Origin of the sequence: Polyangium sp. 6x1 (assembly GCF_029946515.1) — a bacterium.
Lineage (GTDB): Bacteria > Myxococcota_A > Polyangia > Polyangiales > Polyangiaceae > Polyangium.
Genome location: NZ_JARZHH010000063.1, coordinates 48,327 through 70,493 on the forward strand (window position 1 = coordinate 48,327; position 22,167 = coordinate 70,493).

The window sequence follows — 22,167 nt, forward strand, 5'->3', positions numbered from 1 at the left end:
GCGATGGGAAGAAGATGGAAAGCAGGCGAGCGTGCTTCCGAAGGGTTGGGTCGGGCTGGGCCGGGCGGCTCGTGGGCGGGGCGGTGCTCGCCGGGTGCCTGGCGGTCGGAGCAGAGGCGCGAGCCGAGCCGCAAGGGACGGTCGGGCTCACGATCGGAGCGGCAGGGCGAGGGCTCGACCGGAAGATCTGGGACCAGACCGTCTTCCATCTGGGGCTGCGCGGGGACGTGCTGTTCGGTCGGAGCAAGGTGACGGACTTCGGCGTCGGTCCCTATGCCGAGGTGTTTACCCACGCCTTCGATGAGGTGCAGTTCGGTGCCGGGGTGTCGACCCTGTTCCCGGTGCTGCAAGCGCTGCCCCTCGTGGCGTCGGTGGGCGGGTACGGGCGATACGCGCCGATGCAGGGGTTCGAGCCAGGCGTGGCGGGGGCGCTGTTCTGGGGGAGCCGCAGCTACAACTTCCACGCCTCGTACGTCCTGACGGCCGGGTTGCTCGCCCAGTTCCGGTACGGGCTCGGTCCCTCGCGGGAGACGTCGATCGTGGTCAGCGCGCAGCTCGACCTGGTGGCGCTGAGCTTGCCGTTCCAGATCCTCTACAACGCGATCCGGGGAGGGTCGGCGGAGACGCGGCCCGTGCGGTGACGGGTCCGGGCGGATGTTTCACGTGAAACGTTGAGGCGGCCGGCGCGGCAGACCGGCGCAGGGGGGAGGCTCAGAGCGTCGGCGCGTCGCAGACCGGATCGAGGCCGGAGCAGAGTCGGCAGTCCACCACGTTGTCGCGTCCGGGTCGGCAGATGCCGGACGGCGCGTCGGCCGTGACGGAGCAATCCCGCTCCAGCGTGAGCGGGTCGTCAGCCTCCGGCGGGTACACGACGAGGCAGCCACGGCATACGTCGACCGGGAACGCCCACTCACCCGTGGCGACCTCCTCGCCACCGAGCGTCCGCCCGCGCGCGATGACGCTCGCGATGACCTCGACGGGCGTTCGGCTCCCGCCACCCGCGCCCAGGGCGGCGGCCGAGCTGCCCGAGTCGACCAGGACGACGTTGACGAATCCAAACCCCGGCTCGGTGCCCGTCGACGGGTCCACGAACCCGGTGGCCGGCGCCGTGAACGCGCCGAGCTCGTTGCCCGCCGCGTCGAAGGTGTGCACATCGGCGCTCTCGAAGATGACCCGGGAGGTCTCGGTGCGAAGCGTCGCCGCGTTGCCACGCCGAACGAGCTGGTTGCCCACGAGGAGCGCCGCGCTGTACTCGGTGGTGAACGCCACGTCGAGGGTGCCACGCAAGAGGGTGGCAGCCGAGGCCTCGGCCGTGACCTCGCAGGTGTCGCTGTCGAACACGAGCGCGCCGCGGACGAAGAGGCTGCTGCGGTTCTCCGCGCATCCCGCACCGAGCAAACCGCCGAGCGCCAGTAGCGCGGCCACACTGCCGACATGCCTTCGCTGGATCTTCATGGTGGACGAGCCTCCCTCGACGCCTGAGGTCAACCGTCAGTGTATCGGGAAAGCCGCCAGGCCGGCAAAGATCCGCAGGATTCAGACAGAATCACCCTGCATGCCCGCATGAAGGAGGCGACCCAGCGCCTCGAGCGAGAGGAGCTGGATGCGAGGTCGTCCAAGGCCTTCGAGGAGGACGACACGAATCCCCGCGACGGTGCGCTTCTTGTCGAGCGAAGCCAGGCGGAGCGCCTCGTCGATGGGTTCGCGCGAGAGGTCGGTGGGCAAGCCGAGGTCGACGAGGAGGCGCTCGAGCCGCGCCGCCGCCTCGGGGTCGGTCGCACCAAGCGCACGGCCGACCCGCAAGATGGCGATCATGCCGAGCGAGACGGCCTCGCCATGGGTGAGCCGCGTAAACGCGCCCGCAGCCTCGAGCCCATGCCCGATCGTGTGGCCGAAGTTGAGGAGGACCCGATCCCCGGACTCACGCTCGTCCCGGGTGACGATCTCCGTCTTCACCCGGACCGCGCCAAGGACCATCTGCCGAACCAGGTCGAGGTCCCGCGCAAGGACACGTTCCCGCTCCCGAGCGACGAGGTCGAGGAGGGAAGGGTCAGCGATGGCCGCCGCCTTGACGACCTCGGCGAGGCCGGAGATGTAGGCCCGAGTAGACTCAGTCTGCACGCGCGCCGGGTCGATGAGCACGGCCGAGGGCTGGTGGAAGGTGCCCACGGCATTCTTGGCGACCCCGAGGTCGACGCCGGTCTTCCCACCCACGGCTGCATCGACCATCGAGAGCAAGGTCGTGGGCATCGCGACCCATCGGACGCCGCGCAGGAGGAGCGACGCCGCAAACCCGGCCACATCGGAGACGACGCCGCCACCGAGCGCGACGACGAGGGCTTCCCGGTCGGCGCCCGACTCGACGAGAGCGGCAAGGATGCGCTCGACGGCGGGGAGCTGCTTGTGGGGCTCGCCGGGCGGGAGGACGACGGTGGCGGGGACACGGAGGCCAGCGGAACGGAGGGCATCGAGGACCGGGTCGAGGGCAAGGGGCGCGACGTTCTCATCGGTGACGACGAAGACCGCGGAAGGCGCAAGGCAACGAGCGACCTCGGCGAGGGTGCGCGGGGCATCGTGGGTGAGGCGAACGGGATAGGAGCGAGCGCCGAGCGGGACGACGAGGGTGGGGTCGAGCCAGGCCTGGAGGACAGCATCGGCGATGTCGGCCGGGGAGCGATCGTCGGTGCGAACGTGGGCATGGGCCTCGGCGTAGACCGACGCGCGCGATGCGAGGAGGCCGCGGAGGCGCTGGAGGCGATCGGGTGCCTCGTCGAGGAGGGGTCGACCCGGCGCCGAGGTGCGGTCGGCGAGGGTGTCGGGTCGAGCCGTGAGGGTGACGACGTGCGCGTGGGCGAGGGCAAACGCGCGGAGGTCGGGGTCGAGGAGGGTGCCGCCGCCAAGCGAGATGACGCGAGGCTCAGGGGACGCGAGGAGCTTTCGAAGGGTGTCGGCTTCGAGGGCGCGGAAGGCAGGTTCGCCGCCAGGTTCGGCAAAGAGGGTGGGGACCGAGCAGCCGGTGGTCTGGGTGATGACGGCGTCGAGGTCGAGGAAGGGGACAGCCACCTGGGCAGCAACGAGAGGGCCGATGGTGGACTTGCCAGATCCCATGAGTCCGCTGAGGAGGAGGGGACGCTGGGGGCGAGGCTGGGTTCGCGGAAGCGGAGGCATGGGGATTACGATTCGATGGGGGAGGGGATTTGTCGAGGGGGAGTGAACGCGCAGGGGGCGCCGGGCAGCGGGAGGTCGGGGGGGCTGGGGGGCCCTCCCGAACTCGCGAGCCACGCCGGTCAGACCGGGAGGGGGTTCGAGGTCTCGGCAAGACGCGGGAGGGGATGGATGTCGCACTCGGGCTAGGTCACGTTGGTGACGGAGAGGGTGGGGGGTTTCGAGGCGTGGGGCGTGGCCCGCTCAAACAACGGGTCCCACCCCCAGCCCCCCCGACCTCCCGCTGCCCGGCGCCCCCCGCGCTCCGTTCCAATGCGGAACAAGGCCCCCAGGTCCAGAGGGTGGTGGTGGGGCAGAGGTGAGCAGGGACCGACTTCGGTGAGGGTCGACCGTCAGCGAAGGTGAGCAGGGACCGACTTCGGCGAGGGTCGACCGTCAGCGAAGGGGAGCAGGGACCGACTTCGGTGAGGGTCGACCGTCAGCGAAGGTGAGCAGGGACCGACTTCGGTGAGGGTCGACCGTCAGCGAAGGGGAGCAGGGACCGACTGCGGTGAGGGTCGACCCTCAGCGACGAGGAGCGGAGTCCGGCGACGCTGAGGGTTGGTGGAGGGGACGAGGGGACTGATGTTTCACGTGAAACGTCCCGGTCAGTCGCCCGGTCAGTACGCGGCGAGCTGGGCGCGGTACGTCTCCAGGTTGCGGCGAAGCTCGCCGAGGCTGTCGCCGCCGAACTTCTCGAGGACGGCGTCGGCGAGGGTGATGGCGACCATGGCTTCGCCGACGACAGACGCGGCGGAGACGGCGCAGATGTCGCTGCGTTCGTGGGCGGCGTCGAAGGGTTCCTTCGTGTGGACGTCGACCGAGGGGAGGGCCCGTCTGAGGGTGGCGATGGGCTTCATGGCGGCGCGGCAGATGAGGGGCATGCCGTTGGTGATGCCACCTTCGAGGCCGCCAGCGCGGTTGGTGGGGCGGTCGAAGTGGTGGGTGGGGTCGTAGGTGATGGGGTCGTGGACCTGGGAGCCACGGAGGGTGGCGGCCGTGAAGCCGAGGCCGAGCTCGACGCCCTTGATGGCGTGGATGCTCATGAGGGCCTGCGCGAGGCGGCCGTCGAGCTTGCGGTCCCACTGGACGTGGCTGCCAAGGCCGGGGGGGAGGCCGGTGGCGATGACCTCGAAGACGCCGCCCAGGGTGTCGCCGGCGTGGGAGGCTTCGTGGATGGCCGTGCGCATGGCCGCCTCGGCGTCGGGGTCGACGCAGGCGAGGTCGGAGGCGCGGGCGCGGGTGCGGAGGTCGGCGAGGGGGAGGTCGGGGAGGGTGGCGGTGACCGGGCCGATGGAGACGACGTGGGCGAAGATGTCGATGTGGAGGAGGGAGAGGAGCTTGCGGCAGACGGCGCCGACCCCGACGCGGGAGGCGGTCTCGCGGGCGCTGGCACGTTCGAGGATGTCGCGGAGGTCCTTGCGGTCGTACTTGAGGCCGCCCGCGAGGTCGGCATGGCCAGGGCGAGGGCGGGTGAGGGCCTCGGGCGGGGAGGGGAAGGGGTCCGGGCCCATGCGGCCCGCCCAGTTGGCGTGGTCGCGGTTGTCGATGCGAAGGGCGATGGGGCCGCCGAGGGTCTCGCCTCCCCGGACGCCGCCGACGAGCTCGGCGTGGTCCGTTTCGATTTTCATGCGGCCGCCACGGCCATAGCCACGTTGACGTCGTCCGAGGTCGTGATCGACGTCCTGCGAAAGGAGGGGCATCCCCGACGGGATGCCCTCGACGATGGCCACCAGAGAGGGGCCGTGAGATTCACCCGCCGTCATCCAACGAAGTCGCGCCATGCCCCCAACGCTAGTACAGGAAGGGAGGACCCAAAAGGATCGCGCGAAAGATCGAATTGAAGAACCGTATGGACGTGTCGGGTTTGCGCTAGGATGCGCCGTACCGCGCGATGTCGTCGAAAGCAACCAACCAGATTCCCGGGGAATGGGCGCGGCTCGAGATGAGCGACCGAGCCGGCGCCGTGCGCTTCTCCGTGCACGTGCGCCCGCGATCGTCCCGCTGTTCGATCCTCGGGGTGCGCGACGGCGCGCTCGACGTCGCGCTGACCGCGCCGCCCGCCGAAGGAGCCGCAAACGAGGAGCTGCGCAAGCTCCTTTCACGCGTGCTCGAGGTGCGTCGCGCCGACGTGAACATCGTCGTGGGCGCGAGCAGCCGCAGCAAGCTTCTGGAGATCAACGGCACGAGCTCGACCACCGTGCGCGAGCTCTTCAGCAAGGCGAAGCGATGAGCACCACGCTCGCATTCGAGAAGTGGGAAGGGCTCGGCAACGATTTTGTCATCCTTGACGCAAGCTCCGAGGATGCGATCACGCCCGCGCAAGCACGCGCGCTCTGCGATCGACACCGCGGCATCGGCGGCGACGGCGTGCTGCTCGTGATCGGCGGCGCGACGCCACGCATGGTCGTGCTGAACGCCGATGGGTCGCGGCCCGAGATGTGCGGCAACGGGCTGCGATGCGTGGCCGCGTACCTCGCCGATCGACAGGGCGCCGAGGGGCTGTCGATGGTGATCGCCACGGACGCAGGGGACAAGCCCTGCGCCATCGAGCGAAGGAGCGCGGGGTTGTTCGATGTGACCGTGGACATGGGTCACGCGACGATGGGGCCGCGGCTCGAGGTGGAGGCCGAAGGGCGGAAGCACGGGTTCACGACGGTCGATGTGGGCAATCCGCATGCGATCACGTTCGAGCCGTACGCCGAGGAAGAGATCGATCGGGTGGGGCCGACGGTAGCGACAGCGCCGGCCGGAGGGATCAACGTGGAGTTCTGCCGGATGCTCGGGGATGGGGCGCGGACGCGGATCGCCGTGACGGTCTGGGAGCGCGGCGTGGGGCGGACGCTCGCCTGCGGGACGGGCGCATGCGCCGTGGCAGCGGCGGCCTGTGAGCAGGGGCGGGCCGAGCGAGGCGCGCCGATCGAGGTGTTCCTGCCAGGCGGGGCGCTCGAGATCACGGTGGACGAAGCGCGGGCGCTCCGGATGAAAGGGCCGGCGCGGCGGGCGTTCCGCGGGACGTGGGAATCGAGCTTCGACCTTGGCCCAGGTCACGCGACTCCTCCATCGTGGGTCGGGACCACGCCATGATGAACTCGATGCCGCCGATCCCCGCGTCCCGCCGCCGGCCGCTCGATCGGGGAGGCGCGCCCGCGCTGACCGTCCTGTGCATCACGCAAGACGCCGCCGTGCGCGAGCTCGTCCCGCGGGTCCTGCGCTTCGACAAGGTGCTCGTGACGGCCGACTTCTCCGAGGCGTTCATGATGGCCACCGCGGAAGCGCCGGACATCGCGTTCGTGGAGCTCGGGATCGGCGACGGGGCAGGGCTGAGCCTGGTGCACCACCTGAAGGCGCTCGTGCCGGATATCAGCGTGGTGACGCTGGCGACGAAGAAGAACCTCGACGCCGCCGCGAGCGCGCTGTCGCTCGGCGCGTCGGGTCTGCTCCTGACGCCGCTCTCGGGCGATGACGTCCTGAGCTCGGTCTGGGGGATCAAGCAACGGCTGGTCGAGCGCGCCGAGCGCGATCGATTGGAGCGCGCCGCCGCCGTGAGCGCGCGCGCGACGGGGTGGATTGCCCGCATCGCGGAGATCGCCGAGGCCCCGGACCGGATGAGCGCGGCCAGCGAGCTCGTGGAGATCCTCGTCGAGGTGACGGGCGCAAAGGGCGCCGCCGTGTACCTCGCCGGCGATGCGCCGCAAGAGCTCGTGCTCGGCGCCGCAAGCCCTGGGCTCGACGGCGCGCCCAAGGCCGGCACCGAAAAACACATCCTCGACACGTACGCCACGCCGCGCCGGCTGCTCGCCGTGCGGCTCGGCGCGCGCAACGTCTCGGCCGGGTACGTGCTGCTCGACGAGGACAAGCCGCGCGTCCCCACCGAGCAAGGCGGCGACCCGCCCATCGACGGAATCATCCGGCTGCTCGCGAACGTCGCCGCGACCGCGATCGAGATGCTCGCCGAGCGCGAGCGCGCCGCCCGCGGGGGCGCCGCCATCAAGGACCCGACGTCGAGCGCGTATTCGTTCGCCTATTACGTCGATGTGGCCGGCCGGGAGATCGGGCGCGCGCGCCGGTACAACCGGCGGTTCGCGATCGTGACCATGGTGTACGAGCCGATCCCCGGGCAGCCGGCGATCTCGCCGACCGAATACGCCGATCGGCTGCTCGCCGCGGTCCACGATACGGACGTGCTCGCCCGCGTCGACGAGAACGAGTTCCACCTGCTCTTGCCCGAGACGAGCGGCCTCGGCGCGCACTCGGTGCGGCGTCGCATCGCGCGGCTAGGCACCGGGGAGAAGTCGTCCACGAGCCGAGCGCTGCTCGTCGGTGAAGCGGCCTTCCCGCACGACGGGCAGGACCTCGGCAAGCTCCTGCGGGTCGCGCGCCTGCGCGCCGAGGCGAGCAAGACGTCGGTCGTGCATCGGCTCGATCCGGAGTCGACCACGGTGCCGGACCTGCTCGAAATGCTCATCTGGGAGACGGTGAACGCGGCGCCCGCGCGGCAGACGTCGGCGGTGCGGCCGATCGAGCTCGCCGCGGCCGAGGCCCAGGCGCTCGCGCACGCGGTGGTGGCCGACGCGCTGCGCGGCGGCGCGGCGACGATCGTGGTCGCGCACCACGCCGACCTTTGCCTCGGCGCGGCGGTGCGCTCGGCGCTGGGGCACGAGGCCGACAAGATCGCGCTGCACGCGCTCGACCTGCGCGCCGTGCCGGGCTGCGAGCGGATCGAGGCGCTGGCGATCATCGCCGAGCACGGGGCCTACGCGCTCGTCGCGCGCAACGACGATGGCCTTTTGCGGGGCGCGCACGCGGCCGACCCGCTGCTCGCCGACGTGCTGGCCGAGCGCCTCGGCCGGGCCGCGGGCGTCCGGGTAATTGGATAAGGGAAGGGGCCATGTCGCGACGCGTACTCCTCGTGGACTCCGATGTCGACGCGCTCGGCGCGCTCGCCTCCGCGCTGCGGGCGATGGGCCTCGTGGTGGCGAACGCGAACAGCGCCGAGAGCGCGCTCGAGCAGGCCTACCAGAGCCGCCCCGACGTGCTGCTCGTCCCGCGCGCCCCCGAGCGCGGCGAGAGCGTGCACGCGGTCTTCAAAGCGAAGGCCGAGCTCGCCGAGATCCCGATCCTGTTCCTCGTCGACAAGCTCGGGAGCGGCGAGCTCGAGCCGGACGAGGTGATGCGGGTCGACGTCGACCAGATCGTCTCGCGCATCACGGAGGTGTCGCGGCGCGTGTCACGGCCGCCGCTGCCGCAGGACATCCGCGGCGACCTGGAGCAGGTGCCGCTCGTGGACATGCTGCAGCTCCTGGCGATGAACCGCCGGACGGGGACGCTGAGCATCACGACGGTGCGAGGTCCGGGCGAGGTGAAGCTCGCCGAGGGGCAGGTCGTGGACGCGAGCTTCAGCCGTCGGACGGGGGAGCGCGCGCTCTACCGGCTGCTCGCCGAGCGCCGCGGCCGTTTCGCGTTCTCGCCGGGCGACCCGCCGACGCAGCGTCGCATCCAGGCCTCCACGAACATGCTCTTGATGGAGGCGATGCGGCAGGTCGACGAGCTCAACGAGCGTCGCACGAGCCTCTCGCCCGAGGGCGAGGTGTTCGCGTTGTCGGACCTGGCGAGCCTGTCGGGCTTGCTCGACGGCCCGGAGTCGATGCCGGACCCGTCGTCGATGCGCGGCCGGATCTTCGAGCTCTTGCAGATGCCGCGCAGCATCGACGAGCTGCTCGACGAGATCGACGGTCCGGACCTCGACATCCTGGACGCGCTCGGACAGCTCAAGAAGGGCGGCAAGGTCAAGACGATCCCGCTCGCGACGTTGACGACGCCGCTGGCGACGCCGGAGCAGATCCCGGTGCTGCGGTCGCTGGCGACGCGGCTCGTGCGTCCGGGGTTCTCGGCGCCGCCGCGGCTGCTCCTGGCGACGAGCCCGCAGCGGCTCGGGGTCCTCGCGTATTCGATGCGCCGGATCACGGATGTGGTGATCGCGCCGGAGCCGGCGTCGCGCGCGCCGCTGCCGCGCCCGCTCGGGACGCTGCGCCTCGGCGAGGGCGTGGAGGTCGCGGTGATCGGGCTGCCGACGGACGAGACGATGGCGCCGACGTGGGCGCTGTGCATGCCGGGGACGGCGGCGGTGGTGCGGGTGGGCGACGCGGAGCGAGCGGCCCTCGAAGCGCATTGCGAGGCGGGGGAGGTGATGCTGCTCGAAGCGGATGGGCTGATCGGGCAGTTCGACCCGACGATCCCGGCGGAGCTGTCGGCGCTGCTCCGGGCGGCGCTGGAGGCAGCGGCGGGAGCGGGGTAGGGGGGTTGCCTTTCAGCCCCGCAGGAGCGCCATCGTGAACGTCTCGTCGTGGTGCATGGTCACGCCGTCCACGGGCGAGAATTCGCCGGCGCAATAGAATCCGACCTTCGGCACGCCTTCGAGGCGCGCGAACGTCTCGCCGAGCTCCTCGCGATAGCGCGGCCCGAGCACCATCTTCCGACCCCCGCAATCGAAGAACAAGGCGAGGCTCGGCTTCGGCATCGACGCCACGAGCTTCGCCCCCACCTCGTTCGCGCCTCGAATCACGTCGTCGCGCGTCGCCCGCGTCATTCGGATCTTCGCGCCCTCCGGGATGTCGCCCCCGAACACGAGCGCCCGGCGCGCCTCGTCGACGCCCTTCACCGAGCGCAGGAGCGCGATGGACTCTCCCTCGACGCGGGGCACGCCGTCGAGCCCGCCCACGATTCCGATCGGAAAATCCGCGCTCACGGACGGCATCTCGCCCGCCCGCGGGCCCAGGTACTCGAGGTAGAGATCGAGCGCCGGGCGGCCGTCGATTTCGAGCACCACGTTGCCATTCTCCACCCGCGTGCAGGTGTGCGTCGCACCGATCGGCACCCAGCCGCTCTTCGCGCCCGCCACGAGCTCCACCGGACCGCGGAGCCCGAGCGCCACCGCGCCGCCCGAAATCACCCGACGATCGAGGATCTCGTACGCCCGCTCGAACCGGCCGTCGTCGATGGCCATGCCGCCGACGATCGGGAACGTCGAGCCGAGGACGTCCTGCATGCCGAGCACGAGCCGATCCGTGTTCACCAGCCCATCGGCGAGCAGCACGAGCAGCTTCGGTCCGAACGCCTTCGCTTGCTCGCCGAGGCTCCGCCCTGCTTCACGCTCGCGCCCCGCGAGGTTCTCCACGAGGAACCCCTCGGCCTCCACGCCTCCGCCGAAGCAAAGGCCCATCGCCGTCACCGAGCGCGTGAGGCCTCCCTCTTCGCCGATCTCCGCGAACGTCGAGCAGCCGACCACCCGCGTCCGCGCCGGCAGGTCGCGGCCGAAGCCCTCCATCACGACGGCGGCATCGAGGTGCCCCGCGACGAAGAGCAGCACGAAGTCGGGGGCCTTTCCGAGCACGTCGAAGAGCTCTCCCCTGGCGAGCGCTCCCGCCTCGCGCGCGTCGTCGTGCTGGATCGATATCGTCTTTGCCTCGATCATCGCGATGAACCCTCCCGCTCTTTTTGCTGGCACCACCGCAGCGCGTCCCGGAGGTGCCGCTCGATGCGAACCCCCGTGAGGTCGATGCCCTCGTGGATCATCGCACGAGCGACATTGCCCTGGACACCCGTGATCACGACCGACCCGCCGAGGAGGCGCACCGCCTGGAAGAGCCGCCCGAGGTGCGCCGTCGTGCGCTGGTCGAGCGATTCGACGCCCGTCAGGTCCACGACCGCGAAGCGAATGGCCATCGCGTTGATCGCCTGCAGGAGGCGCTCGGTGAGCCGCGCGGCGCGGTCGTCGTCGAGCACGCCGATGAGGGGAATCGCCAGGGCGCGCGGGCCGACCTGGAGCAAGGGCACCGAGAGGAGGTGAATCGCGCGGCGCTGCTCCTCGATGAGCGCGATCTTCGTGCGCAACTCCTCTTCGAGCTCGCCCATGCCGGTCTCCTGGATCCGTTCGAGCGTGGCGGTCCGAGCGTCTTGCTCCTGCGCGGCCTCCTCGAGCTCGCGGCAGCGATTCTCCCAGCGCCGGGTCTGCTGTTCTGCTTTGCGGAGCGCGCGCGAGAGCTCGTTGTGCCTGTCGAGCAAGTGCCGGACCTCGGGCGAGCGCTGGACGATCTCGCAGCCCTCGCACGGCACGAGCCGCTCGCCGAACTGTTCGAGAGGGAGGCGCGCCCCCTCCTCGGAGCGGAGAACACAAGGGTCACAATGCATCATCGTCATTGAAGTCATCCCAAGTTGGTTCCGTTCGTCATCTCAGCAAGGAGCCACCCTCTACTCCAAGCTTTCACGGCAGACAAAGGCGAATCGACGACCCGTAAAGGCCCGCGCCTCCATCCACCATCACGCGGTACACCTGCTCGTTCGTGCCGGCGGGGCACGAGCATCCGCCCGTCCACGGATTCGCCACGCGGCACGTGGGCTCGACGTCGTCGACCTGGAATGCGCCTCCGAACGTTTTGAGCGGCGCATCCTTGTTGCCGCAAAGGACCACCACGCTCCCGCCCTCCGCGCCGTTGCATGGCAGCCGAAGAATCGAGCGCAGCCCGATCACCTCGTCGAACCCCGCGGGGCAAGCGCAAGCCCCGCCCGCCATCGGGTTTCCCACGCGGCATTGCGCCGTCGAGCCGCACCAGCCGTCGAGATCGTCGACCTGGTAGGCCCCGCCGAAATCGCTGTCCGGCGCGAGCGTGGGCGTCACGCAGAGCCGCAGGGTCGTCGCCGATCGCATCGGCACGCCGGGGCAGTCGCTTTGCACCAGGAGCGGGAGCTCCGACGCGGGGCTCGGGCAGCCGCAACCGCCGGTCTCGGGGTTGACCGTGCCACACCCGGCGCACTCCGGCGGGGCGGGCTCGAACGCGCCGTAGAGGTTCAGGCAATCAGCGGGGTTCGCGACGAGCGTGCCATTGCAGTCGTAGGCGCAGGTCCCGTTCACGCATTGGCCGCCGGGTCCGCAGTCGTTGTTGCACGCGCCGCAATGCGACGGGTGGCTCTCGAGGTGCACGCATTTGCCGTCGCACGTGGTCTCGGTCGAGAAGCAGCCGTGCCCGCCTTCGTTCGTTCCCCCGGCGGAGCCGCCGCCGAGGCCCCCCGCGCCGCCCTCGTCGCCGCTCCCACCGCTCGAACAAGCCGTGAGCAGGAGCGCGAAAACAAGATTCGAGGCGCACTGAAAAATTCGAAGCGTCGACACGGGTCGATCTTATCACGATCGCGCTTGTGATGACTCCCTGGAGTCTCGTAACCTCGAACGCATGCGACAGCGGTATGCGCTTTTGCTGTGCTCGCTCGTGGGCCTCGCGAGTTGCGTGGGCATCATCGGGGATTCGGGCGACGAGAGGGCCGCCGCCGCGGCGTTCGCGCCCGCCGAGCCGACGCTCCATCGCCTCACGCGACCGCAGCTCCAGAACGCCTGGCTCGATCTTTTTGGCCATCCGCTCGCGGTGCCCGGGGATTTGCCGGTCGACGACGTGCTCTACGGCTTCTCGTCGATCTCGGCCTCGCGCAGCACCATCGCCCCCGTCGACGCCGAGAAATACGAGAAGGCGACATACGAGGTGCTCGATCAAGTCTTCGCCGATCCGGCGCGCCGCGACGCGCTCGTCGGTTGCCCCGTGACGGCCGTGGGCGAGCCGTGCGTCAAGGACTTCATCGCGTCGTTCACCACGCGCGCCTGGCGCAGGCCCGCCTCCGAGGAGGAGGTCGCGTCGCTCCAGGTGCTCTCCGCGGACGTCGCGACCGACCTCGTCGACGCGGCGCAGGGCCTCAAGTTCGCGCTCGCGGCGGTGCTCCTGTCGCCGCATTTCCTGTTCCGCGTCGAGGTCGGCGAGCCGGCCGACGCGGGGTATCGATACACGAGCTGGGAGATGGCGAGCCGCCTGTCGTTCCTCCTGCTCGACGCGCCCCCCGACGAGACCTTGCGCGAGGCGGCGCGGCGCGGCGAGCTCGCGACGGCCGAGGGCGTGCGGGCGCAGGCGTCGCGATTGCTCGATGATCCACGCGCGCGGGTCACGCTCACCCGGTTTTTCCGCGACTTCATGAACATCGGCAAGCTCGACGCGCTCGACAAGCAGCCGGAGAAATTCCCCCAGCTCTCGGCGACGCTCGGGCCCTCGATGCGCGTGGAGATGGAGCGCATGTTCGAGAACATCGTCTTCGAAAAAGAGGGCGATTTCCGCGACATGTTCACGACGCGCGACACGTACGTCAACGAGGAACTGGCGCGCGTCTATGGCATCGAGGGCGTCACGGGGCCGGAATGGATGCCCGTCACGTTGCCCGACGACGGACAGCGCGCGGGCATTCTGACGACGCCGGGGTTCCTCGCGCTGAACGCGCACAAGACGCAGACGTCGCCGACCCACCGCGGGCGGTTTGTTCGGCTCAACCTGTTCTGCCAGGACATCCCGCCGCCGCCGCCGGGGATCAACACGACGCTGCCCGAGCCCGAGCCGGACAAACCCACCACGCTGCGGCAGCGGCTCGACGAGCACCGGACGAACGCGGAATGCGCGGGCTGCCACGAGCGGATGGATCCGATCGGATTCGCGTTCGAGAAGTTCGATGCGATCGGCGCGTACCGCGAGGTCGACGAGAATGGCCTGCCGGTCGATTCGAGCACGGAGGTCGACGGTCATGCGGTGGCGGGGCCGATCGACATGGCCGAGCTCGTCGCGTCGCTCCCCGAGGTCGGCGCGTGCATTGCGCGTCGGTTTTACGAGCACGCCGGCGCGCACCTCGCGGGCAAGGGGGACAAGAACAGCGTCGAGGAGCTCGTGACCGATTTCGTGGCGAGCGATTACCGGTTCAAGGACCTCGTCCTCGCGCTCGTGACCAACGACGGATATCGCTACGCCAGCAAGCCCTCGCAGGAGGAGGTGAAGCCGTGAGCGCACGCAAGATCGAACGTCCCTCTCGCCGCCTCTTTCTGCGCGGATTGCTCGGAGGCGCCGCCGTCGCGGTGGGCCTTCCGATCTTCGAGATGATGCTGAACGACCACGGCGAAGCCTTCGCCGACGGCGAGGCGATCCCGACCCGCTTCGGTCTGTGGTTCTTCGGCAATGGCGTGCATTTGCCGAGCTGGACCCCGCCCACCGTGGGGCCCGATTGGACCGTGCCCGAGGACTTCGCGCTCTCCCAGCTCTTGCCTTACAGGGAATACGTCAGCGTGATCAGCGGGCTCTCGGTGAAATCGCCGCGGCACCCGCATCATTCCGGGATGTCCGCCGTCTGCTCGGGCGGTCCGCACCTCAAGATCGACGACGTGCGCGACACGATCGTGTCGACGATGAAGTACCCGAGCGTCGATCAGGTCGCCGCGCAATACTTCCAGTCGCTCGCGCCGAACCCGTACAAATCGCTCGAAGCCGCGGTGACGCGCTTCCGCGGCACCGACGAGGGCACGAGCTTCCAGTACCTCTCGCACAATGGCAGCACGAGCGGCGAGACGAACGTGAATCCGTCCGAAGAATCGCCGCACGCATTCTTCGATCGCCTGTTCAACAAGGGCGCGGGCTCGCCGCAAGTGGACCGCGCCCGGGCGAGCGTGCTCGACGCCGTCAGCGGGCAAATCAAGACGCTGCAGGGCCGGCTCGGCGCCAAGGACAAACAGCGGCTCGAACAGCACCTCACGAGCATCTCGGAGATCGAGTCGCGGCTGAACGTGCCCATCGGCGAATGCAACAAGCCGAGCGATCCGGGCGCGTTCCCCGACCTCGCCTCGAACGAGCAGATCGCCGAGAAAAACAAGGCGATGAGCGACCTCATGGCGCTCGCGCTCTCCTGCGGGCTGACGCGCTCGTTCTCGATCCTGTACTCGACCTGCGGCTCGGGCGCGGTCTTCTGGATGGTCGGCGCGACCGACGGGCAGCATTACATGAACCACACCGAGCCCGCGCCCTACACGAAACAAAAGGACGCCGTGCGGTTCACGATGAGCCAGCTCGCGTATTTCCTCGATCGGCTGAAGAACACGCCCGACGCGACCGGCAATCTGCTCGATCACAGCTCGATCTTCGTCTGCACCGAGCACACCGAGGGCTGGACCCACTCGCAGGACGACCTGCCGATGCTCCTCTGCGGCAAGGGCGGCGGTCGATTGCGCGGCAACTACCACTATCGTCAGGACGGCGGAAACGCGAGCCGCGCCCTCATGACGGCGCTGCGCGGCGCGGGACTGCCGCTCACGGAGTTCGGCCACGAAGAAGGGTACGTGAAGGATCCGATCGTGGAGCTCGAAGCCACCTGATCCTGACGCGTTGCTTCCGCGCAGCGCGCTAAATCCCTGGAAAGTCGCCACGCGCCGCCGCATCGCGTCGTTCGCGGAATTGGCTCCACGTGCCGTTCCTTCTGCTAAGGTCGCGCGCGCCATCGCGGCGCCGAAGCGTCGACCAAGTCGGGAGGAAGCATCGTGCTCATCGGAGTTCCGAAGGAGATCAAGACCAGGGAGTATCGCGTCGGGATGACGCCGGCAGGCGTTCGCGCGTTCGTGGGGCGCGGGCACAAGGTGCTCGTCCAGCAGGGCGCGGGCGAAGGCAGCGGCATCAAGGACGAGGCCTACGTGCGCGCAGGCGCGACGATGGTGCCGACCGCCGCCGACGCCTGGGGCGCCGAGATGGTCGTGAAGGTGAAGGAGCCGCTCGCCGCCGAGTACGGGTTCTTCCGGAAAGACCTGATCGTCTACACGTACCTGCACCTCGCGGCCGAGCCCGAGCTGACGAAGAAGCTCGCCGAGACGGGCGTCGCGGGCGTGGCGTACGAGACGATCGAGCTCGCCGATGGCTCGCTGCCGCTGCTGCGGCCGATGAGCGAGGTCGCCGGTCGCATGTCCGTGCAGGTGGGCGCGGCGTGCTTGCAGAAGGAGCACGGCGGCAAGGGCATCCTGCTCGGCGGCGTGCCCGGTACGCGGCGCGGGCGCGTGGTGATCCTCGGCGGCGGCGTCGTCGGCAAGAACGCCGCGACGATCGCGGTCGGCATGGGCGCGCAGGTGACCGTGCTCGACGTGCGCGGCGACACGATGGAGTACCTCGAGGACGTCTTCGGCGGCGCGATCGAGACGCTCTACTCGAACGCGGACAACATCGAGGCGTGCGTATCGCGCGCGGACCTCGTGATCGGCGCGGTGCTCGTGACGGGCGCCAAGGCGCCGAAGCTCGTCACCGAGAAGCTCATCTCCGAGATGGAGAAGGGCAGCGTGGTGGTCGACGTGGCCGTGGATCAAGGCGGCTGCATCGAGACGTGCCGGCCGACGACGCACGACAACCCCACGTACGAGGTGCACGGCGTCGTGCACTACTGCGTGGCGAACATGCCGGGCGCGGTGAGCCACACGAGCACGTGGGCCCTGACGAACACGACGCTGCAGTACGGCCTCGCGATCGCGGACAAGGGCGTGGCGGCGGCGGCGCGCGCCGATCGCGCGGTCTTGCTCGGCGTGAACACGTTCGGCGGCGCGGTGACGTACGGCCCGGTCGCGCAGGCGCACAACCTCGAGTACGTGCCGGTCGAGCGCGCGCTCGGCTGATCGGAAGCCGAGCGGAAAGGGAGAGCCGTGGGATCGAAGCGCAAGAAGATCGCCATCATCGGGGGAGACGGGATCGGGCCGAGCGTCACGCACGAGGCGAAGCTCCTGCTCGAGATCTACCGAGACAAGGCGGGCTTGCCGCTCGATCTCTGGGAGCTCGACCTGGGCGCCGATCGCTACCTGCGCGACGGCGTGACGTTCCCGAAGGAGATCCAGATCGCGGTGCAGCGCGAGTGCGCCGCGGTCCTTCTCGGCGCGCTGGGTGACCCGCGCGTGCCCGGTCTCGAGCACGCGCGGGACATCCTGTTCGGCATGCGCTTCGGCTACGACCTCTACGCGAACGTGCGGCCCGTGAAGGCGCTCTCCGATCGCCTGGTGCCGCTCAAGGGTCGAGGCGCGAAGGACGTGGACATGGTGGTGTTCCGCGAGAACACCGAGGGCGTCTACGTCGGCATGGGCGGGCAGTTCAAGCGCGGCACGCCCGACGAGGTCGCGATCAACGAGGACCTCAACACGCGCAAGGGCGTCGAGCGGATCGTGCGCGCGGCGTTCGAGTTCGCCAAGCGCACGGGTCGCAAGCGCGTGTGCATGGCGGACAAGTCGAACGCGATGCGGCACGCGCACGAGCTCTGGCTGCGCGTGTTCGACGAGGTGCGGCGCGAGTACCCGGAGATCGAGTCGCGCCACCTCTACGTGGACGCGCTCTGCCTGCTCGTGATCCAGGACCCGACGCAGTTCGAGGTGCTGGTGATGAACAACCTCTTCGGCGACATCGTGACCGACCTCGGCGCGGCGCTGCAGGGCGGCCTCGGGATGGCGGCGAGCGCGAACGTGCACGCGTCCGACCCGACGCGCGTGGCGATGTTCGAGCCGGTGCACGGCTCGGCGCCGCCGCTCGCGGGCAAGGACATCGCGAATCCGTTCGCGGCGCTCCTGACGGTGGGGATGATGCTCACGCACCTCGGATGGCCGGACGAGGAGAAGCGAATCGAGCGGGCGGTGGCGGCAGCGATCGAGGAGAAGGCGTGCACCGTCGACGTGGGCGGCACGCTGGGGACGCGCGCGGCGGCGGCCTGGGTGCGCGAGCGGATCGCGAAAGAGCTCTAGGGCCGATGAGCGGTCGCGGTCCGGGATTCGTGGTGCTGTATCGGTGGAGGCTTCATCCGGGGATGGAGGAGGCGTTCATCGAGGCATGGTCGCGGATCACGGCGCACTACCGGGAGAAGGGCTCGCTCGGGTCGCGGCTGCACCGCGGATCGGACGGGCTCTTCTACGGATACGCGCAATGGCCGAGCGACGCGGCCCGGCAGAACGCATTCACCGAGCCGGGAGATCCGGCCGACGCGGAGCGGATGCGGAGCGCGGTGGCGGAGCGGTTTCCGGAGATCCAGCTGGAGAGCTTGGCGGACTATCTGGTGCTGCCGGCCCAGGCGGGCTCGGCGGGCTGACGGCCGGCTGGCTCATCGACGAAGGAGGGCATTAGCCCTCCCGGCTCTCCACGCAGGGCTCGTCGTCTTCCTCGCCTCCCTCTGCATTGGCCTCGTCCACGGTCCTCCAGAGGTCCGCCAGATCGAGCTCGAGACCCTCGCATCCGGGCACTACCACGCGCTCGTTCGAGGCTTGCAGCGCGATCGTGTACCGCCCATCCGCGCCGAGCTCCAGGATCTCGAGGAGCTGCACGTCGGGGGCGACGAGGCAGTACCAGCGAATGCCGAAGCGCGCGTAGTCACGGAGCTTTTCCACGCGATCCCGTCGTACGTCACGCGCTCGCTGGGAGATCACCTCCACGACCATGAGCGGAGGAACCCGCGAAAGCGAGGCCTGCCAGTTCACCTTCGCGCGAGCTGCGTACACCGTCACGTCGGGCTTGCGGCCGCGGCGCGCGGCCACGGCGAGCTTGTGGTCCGAGCCGAATACGCGCGCACCACGCTCCTTCGCCCAGGTCATCAGGGCGTAGAACAACCAGCTCACGATGAGCTCGTGCAGATTCGTCGGCACCTCTTCCTCCACCAGCGCGCCGTCGACGAGCTCGCCCGGCTCGTCCTCATCCATGTCGGCCCACTGCTCGAGCGTGATCGGTTCCGGCTGAAGCACGTCTGCCATCGCGAACGCCATCATGCGACGCAGCATACCCCGGCGCGTGAGATACGGCTCCACAAACCCTATGTCGGCAAGAGGGGGCGACCGGTTGCGGAAAATCGACGGCGATCTCCATCGAGCCCCCTCGCATGCATCGCCACAAATTGGAGCTGCCGCGCCGACCCGTGATACGGCCCGAACCGATGGGCGCGCAAGCTACCGCGTTGGACCGAACTGAAGGCGGCCGTCCCGAGGCCATGGGCGTCATCACGCTCGAGGGCATCGCTCCGCCCGTGGCGCCCGAGCGGCGTTCCGAGGCGCCCAAGGACGCTCGTCCGGCGTCGTCTCCCGAGCGCCTCGGCGGCGTCCGAGCCGATTTCGTGGCCACCCTCGGACGCCGCGTCGTCGAGCTCCGCACCGCCGTCACCAAGCTCGCCGAAGAGCCCGCGTCCCCCGCGCGTCGCGATGATCTGCGCCGCCGCGTGCACGCCCTCGCCGCCGCCGCGAGGCTGCTCCGCTTCAACAAGCTCGCCGAGGAGCTCAAGGCCGGGGAAGCCCTCGTCGACCGCGTCGCCGAGCGCGGCAAGCTCACGGACGACGAGTGGAAGGCGCTGCGAAGCCTGCTCGACCGGCTGCCGGAGCTCGCGTGGGGCGAGGCCTCGCTCGTCGCGCCCGAGCGAGAAGCCGCGCCGCGATCGGCGAGCAGCGGCCCGCGCACCTTGCCCTCGGCCGAGAGGTCCGCCGACAAGCCCGCAAGCGCGGCCGCGCAGGGCATCCCGCAGACCGTCTTGTTCGTCGGCCCCGAGAAGCTCGCCGAGGCCCTCGCGAAGGATCACACCGAAGGGGCCGCCTCGTTCTTCGAGGTCGAGCGCACCGAGGATCTCGCAGCGGCGCCCGATCTCGCGCGCGCGCTCGCGCCGGACGTCGTCGTCATCGACGCGGACAAGCCCGGCGCGCGCGAGCTCGTCGCCTCCTTGCTCGCCGATCCGCTCACCGAGGAGGCGCCGATCCTCCTCTTCGGCCGCTTCTCCCGGCCCGACGACGCCGCGCTCTATGCCGCGCTCGGCGTCGCGCGCACCTTGCCCAAGCCCGTCTCGCCGGACGCCCTGCGGAAGGCCTGCGCCGAGGTGGCCGCGAGTTACGTGCGTCGCGAGATCGCTCGCGCGCCGATCGGCGAGGTCACGCTGGACGATCTCGGCACGCGCCTCGCCGAGGAGCTGCGTCGCGGCCTGTGCGACGCGGCCGACGCGCGCGCCCGCGGCACGCGCATCGAGCTCGGCGAGGGCAGCCAGGTGCTCGCCGCGCTCTGGGGCGCGGTCGCGCGGATCCGGGACCTCGTCACCATCGAGTCGCAAGGCAAGGTGCGGTTCGCACCGAGCGGGCCGGAAGGAGCGCTCCCGTTCGCGCCTTGGCTCGGCGGCCCCGAGGCGTCGGGCAAGGCCACGCGCGTGCGGGCGCTCGGGGAGGCTCGCGGCGCGCGCGTGCCCACGCTCGATCGACTTCGCGTGGTCGTGGCCGACGACGACGCCGCCGTCACCTGGTTCCTCGCCGGCGTCCTCCGCGCCGCCGGGGCCACCGTGCACGAGGCCCACGACGGCGAGCGCGCCTTCGAGCTCGCGTGCGAGGTCTCGCCCGACCTCGTCGTCAGCGACATCATCATGCCCGGCCTCGACGGGTTTGCCCTCTGCCGTGCGCTCAAGCGTGACTTCGCGCTCCGCGACGTCCCCGTCGTGCTCCTCTCCTGGAAAGAGGACCTCCTCCAGCGCGTGCGCGAGCTCGGCGTCGGCGCGGACGGCTACCTCCGCAAGGAGGCGAGCGCGTCGGCGATCGTGCAGCGCCTCCGCGAGATCCTGCGCCCCCGCCTCCGCGTCGCCGAGCGCCTCGCGCAAGGCGGCGAGGTCCGTGGCCGCCTCGATGGCCTCACGCCCCGCACCCTGCTCGCGCTCGCCTGCGCCCATCGGCCCGCGTCCACCCTCAGCGTGCGGGACGCGCTCTACCTCTACGAGGTCGAGATCCGCGACGGACGCCCCGTGCGGGCCACGCGCACCACGGCCGACGGCTCCTTCGAGCGCGGGCCGGGTGTGCTCGCGCGCCTCCTCGGCCTCGGCGCGGGTCGCTTCGTGGTCGCGCCCGTCGACGACGAAGCCGCGCGCCTCTCGGGGGCCCGCCCCGACCTCGAAGGCTCGCTCGCCGAGCAGCTCGTCGCGCCGATCGCCTCGGCCCGCGCCGCGCAACGCCTGCTCTCCAGCGCCTCGCTCATGACCGTCGAGCGCGTCGAGATCGACCTCGACCTCCTCGGCCCGGCCGAGCACGCGACCCCCGAACCCTTGCGCTCGCTCCTGCGCTCGATCGCGGGCGGCGCCTCGCCCCGCGCGCTCGTCGCGAACGGCAAGGCCGCCGCGCACCTCGTCGAGGACGTCCTCTGCGACGCGGCGGCTCATGGCGCGATCACGGCCATCGTCGGCGAGGCCGGCGCGGACCTGCTCACGCCTGCCGTGCACCGCGAGTCCGAGCGGCTCCGCGGCGTGCGCCGTCCGCCGCCGCCGGCCCTCATCCCTGCGCTCGCGGACATCCTGCCCGAGCCCGCGCCGAGCACGCCGGAGCCGATCTCCGCGATCATCGACCGCTCGGCCACGCCCGGCCCGGTCCTCGCCCGCGAGGAGGCCTCGCCGGCCCCGTCGATCCTGGAGCTCCAGCCCGACGAGGTCCTGTCGGTCGAGGTCGGATCGGTCCTCGACCTCGCGCACATGCCGACCGAGGAGCCGACGCTCGACGTGCGGCGGCCGGTCGTGGACGTGAAGCAGCCGTCGCCCACGCCGGCCCCGGTGGCCCCGCGAAAGGCGGTCGAGCGCCTGTCCGTGCCTGTCCTCACGCCCGCCCCGTTGGCCGTGGCCGCCCCCGCGCCGCTCCTCGCGCCCGTGCCCGTCGCCACGCCCGCGCCCGTCGCTGCGCCCGCGCCTGCTCCCGTAGCCGCGCCCGCCCCCGCGCCGCGCGCCTCGACCCTCCCGTCGGCGCGGCCCATCCCGACCTCGCTCGGCACCCTCGTCCCCCCGCCGGTCGAGGATCTCCCGCTGCCTCCGCGCTCCGCGTTGCCCTCGGCCCACGCGCCTGGCGCCCGCACCCTCGATCCCGACGTCGAGAGCCGACCGAGCCGCTTCCGCCGCAACGAAAAGGTCAACCGCGACTCGGCGCCGCCCTCTCGCCGCGAGGGCAGCTCACGCACGAGGCTGAGCGCCTGGATCCTCTTCGCCGTCGCCGGCACCGTCTTCGCCGTCGGCAGCCGCCTCGCGCACCAGCGCGTCGCCCCGGCGCCCGCGCCCGCGGCGCTCCCGGCGCCGACCGTCACCGCCGAAGGCCCGCCCGCAGCCGAGGCCGCGCCCGCGCCCGCG

18 protein-coding genes are annotated in these 22,167 nt (G+C 70.7%); 11 read left to right on the forward strand and 7 right to left on the reverse strand.

Annotation, left to right across the window (positions count from 1 at the left end; translation table 11 throughout):
- Nucleotides 1-14: 14 nt before the first annotated feature.
- Nucleotides 15-641, forward strand: coding sequence for a hypothetical protein (locus QHF85_RS38905; protein WP_281332479.1), 627 nt, complete (start codon nucleotides 15-17; stop codon nucleotides 639-641).
- Nucleotides 642-711: 70 nt separating this feature from the next.
- On the opposite strand, the gene QHF85_RS38910 is transcribed toward QHF85_RS38905, so the two are convergent.
- From QHF85_RS38910 to aroC, 3 genes are all read right to left on the reverse strand, one after another.
- Nucleotides 712-1,455, reverse strand: coding sequence for a hypothetical protein (locus QHF85_RS38910; RefSeq protein WP_281332480.1), 744 nt, complete (start codon nucleotides 1,453-1,455; stop codon nucleotides 712-714).
- Nucleotides 1,456-1,536: 81 nt separating this feature from the next.
- On the reverse strand, nucleotides 1,537-3,168 hold the full coding sequence (gene aroB / locus QHF85_RS38915; protein WP_348652799.1) for a 3-dehydroquinate synthase: 1,632 nt from the start codon (nucleotides 3,166-3,168) through the stop codon (nucleotides 1,537-1,539).
- A 656-nt stretch (nucleotides 3,169-3,824) separates the two neighbouring features.
- Nucleotides 3,825-4,988, reverse strand: a complete 1,164-nt coding sequence (gene aroC / locus QHF85_RS38920; protein ID WP_281332482.1) for a chorismate synthase — start codon at nucleotides 4,986-4,988, stop codon at nucleotides 3,825-3,827.
- Between the two features lie 110 nt (nucleotides 4,989-5,098).
- Between aroC and QHF85_RS38925 the strand changes: the two genes are divergently transcribed.
- Genes QHF85_RS38925 through QHF85_RS38940 form a run of 4 tightly spaced genes read left to right on the forward strand, consistent with a single transcriptional unit; the run spans nucleotide 5,099 to nucleotide 9,502 of the window.
- Nucleotides 5,099-5,437, forward strand: a complete 339-nt coding sequence (locus tag QHF85_RS38925; RefSeq protein WP_281332483.1) for a DUF167 domain-containing protein — start codon at nucleotides 5,099-5,101, stop codon at nucleotides 5,435-5,437.
- Entirely contained in the window at nucleotides 5,434-6,291 is an 858-nt protein-coding gene (gene dapF / locus QHF85_RS38930; protein WP_281332484.1) for a diaminopimelate epimerase, read from the forward strand. Before QHF85_RS38925 ends, dapF begins: the two co-directional genes overlap by 4 nt.
- Complete coding sequence (locus QHF85_RS38935; protein ID WP_281332485.1) at nucleotides 6,288-8,084, forward strand: response regulator; 1,797 nt, start codon at nucleotides 6,288-6,290, stop codon at nucleotides 8,082-8,084. The genes dapF and QHF85_RS38935 overlap by 4 nt, the downstream gene beginning before the upstream one ends.
- A gap of 11 nt (nucleotides 8,085-8,095) precedes the next feature.
- Complete coding sequence (locus QHF85_RS38940; RefSeq protein WP_281332486.1) at nucleotides 8,096-9,502, forward strand: DUF4388 domain-containing protein; 1,407 nt, start codon at nucleotides 8,096-8,098, stop codon at nucleotides 9,500-9,502.
- A 12-nt stretch (nucleotides 9,503-9,514) separates the two neighbouring features.
- Here QHF85_RS38940 and QHF85_RS38945 read toward each other — a convergent pair whose 3' ends face one another.
- The 3 genes from QHF85_RS38945 to QHF85_RS38955 form a co-directional block, all read right to left on the reverse strand.
- On the reverse strand, nucleotides 9,515-10,678 hold the full coding sequence (locus tag QHF85_RS38945) for an FIST N-terminal domain-containing protein (RefSeq protein WP_281332487.1): 1,164 nt from the start codon (nucleotides 10,676-10,678) through the stop codon (nucleotides 9,515-9,517).
- Nucleotides 10,675-11,403 carry an STAS domain-containing protein gene (locus tag QHF85_RS38950; protein WP_281332488.1) on the reverse strand — a complete coding sequence of 243 codons (729 nt, stop codon included), beginning with the start codon at nucleotides 11,401-11,403 and terminating at the stop codon, nucleotides 10,675-10,677. The genes QHF85_RS38945 and QHF85_RS38950 overlap by 4 nt, the downstream gene beginning before the upstream one ends.
- A gap of 64 nt (nucleotides 11,404-11,467) precedes the next feature.
- Nucleotides 11,468-12,370: a hypothetical protein gene (locus tag QHF85_RS38955; RefSeq protein WP_281332489.1), complete on the reverse strand. Its 903-nt coding sequence runs from the start codon at nucleotides 12,368-12,370 to the stop codon at nucleotides 11,468-11,470.
- Between the two features lie 61 nt (nucleotides 12,371-12,431).
- Between QHF85_RS38955 and QHF85_RS38960 the strand changes: the two genes are divergently transcribed.
- From QHF85_RS38960 to QHF85_RS38980, 5 genes are all read left to right on the forward strand, one after another.
- Nucleotides 12,432-14,066, forward strand: coding sequence for a DUF1592 domain-containing protein (locus tag QHF85_RS38960; protein WP_281332490.1), 1,635 nt, complete (start codon nucleotides 12,432-12,434; stop codon nucleotides 14,064-14,066).
- The gene (locus QHF85_RS38965) at nucleotides 14,063-15,424 is read left to right on the forward strand and encodes a DUF1552 domain-containing protein (protein ID WP_281332491.1); all 1,362 of its coding nucleotides are present in this window, start codon (nucleotides 14,063-14,065) and stop codon (nucleotides 15,422-15,424) included. The genes QHF85_RS38960 and QHF85_RS38965 overlap by 4 nt, the downstream gene beginning before the upstream one ends.
- Before the next feature lie 162 nt (nucleotides 15,425-15,586).
- On the forward strand, nucleotides 15,587-16,699 hold the full coding sequence (gene ald, locus QHF85_RS38970; RefSeq protein ID WP_281332492.1) for an alanine dehydrogenase: 1,113 nt from the start codon (nucleotides 15,587-15,589) through the stop codon (nucleotides 16,697-16,699).
- Nucleotides 16,700-16,726: 27 nt separating this feature from the next.
- The gene (locus tag QHF85_RS38975; protein WP_281332493.1) at nucleotides 16,727-17,806 is read left to right on the forward strand and encodes an isocitrate/isopropylmalate family dehydrogenase; all 1,080 of its coding nucleotides are present in this window, start codon (nucleotides 16,727-16,729) and stop codon (nucleotides 17,804-17,806) included.
- 5 nt (nucleotides 17,807-17,811) lie between these two features.
- A complete protein-coding gene (locus QHF85_RS38980; protein ID WP_281332494.1) occupies nucleotides 17,812-18,147 on the forward strand; it encodes an antibiotic biosynthesis monooxygenase in 336 nt (111 codons plus the stop codon).
- Nucleotides 18,148-18,178: 31 nt separating this feature from the next.
- On the opposite strand, the gene QHF85_RS38985 is transcribed toward QHF85_RS38980, so the two are convergent.
- A complete protein-coding gene (locus tag QHF85_RS38985; RefSeq protein WP_281332495.1) occupies nucleotides 18,179-18,817 on the reverse strand; it encodes a Uma2 family endonuclease in 639 nt (212 codons plus the stop codon).
- 185 nt (nucleotides 18,818-19,002) lie between these two features.
- On the opposite strand from QHF85_RS38985, the gene QHF85_RS38990 reads away from it, so the two are divergent.
- Nucleotides 19,003-22,167: response regulator (locus tag QHF85_RS38990; RefSeq protein ID WP_281332496.1), on the forward strand; the 3,165-nt coding region annotated here is incomplete at its 3' end.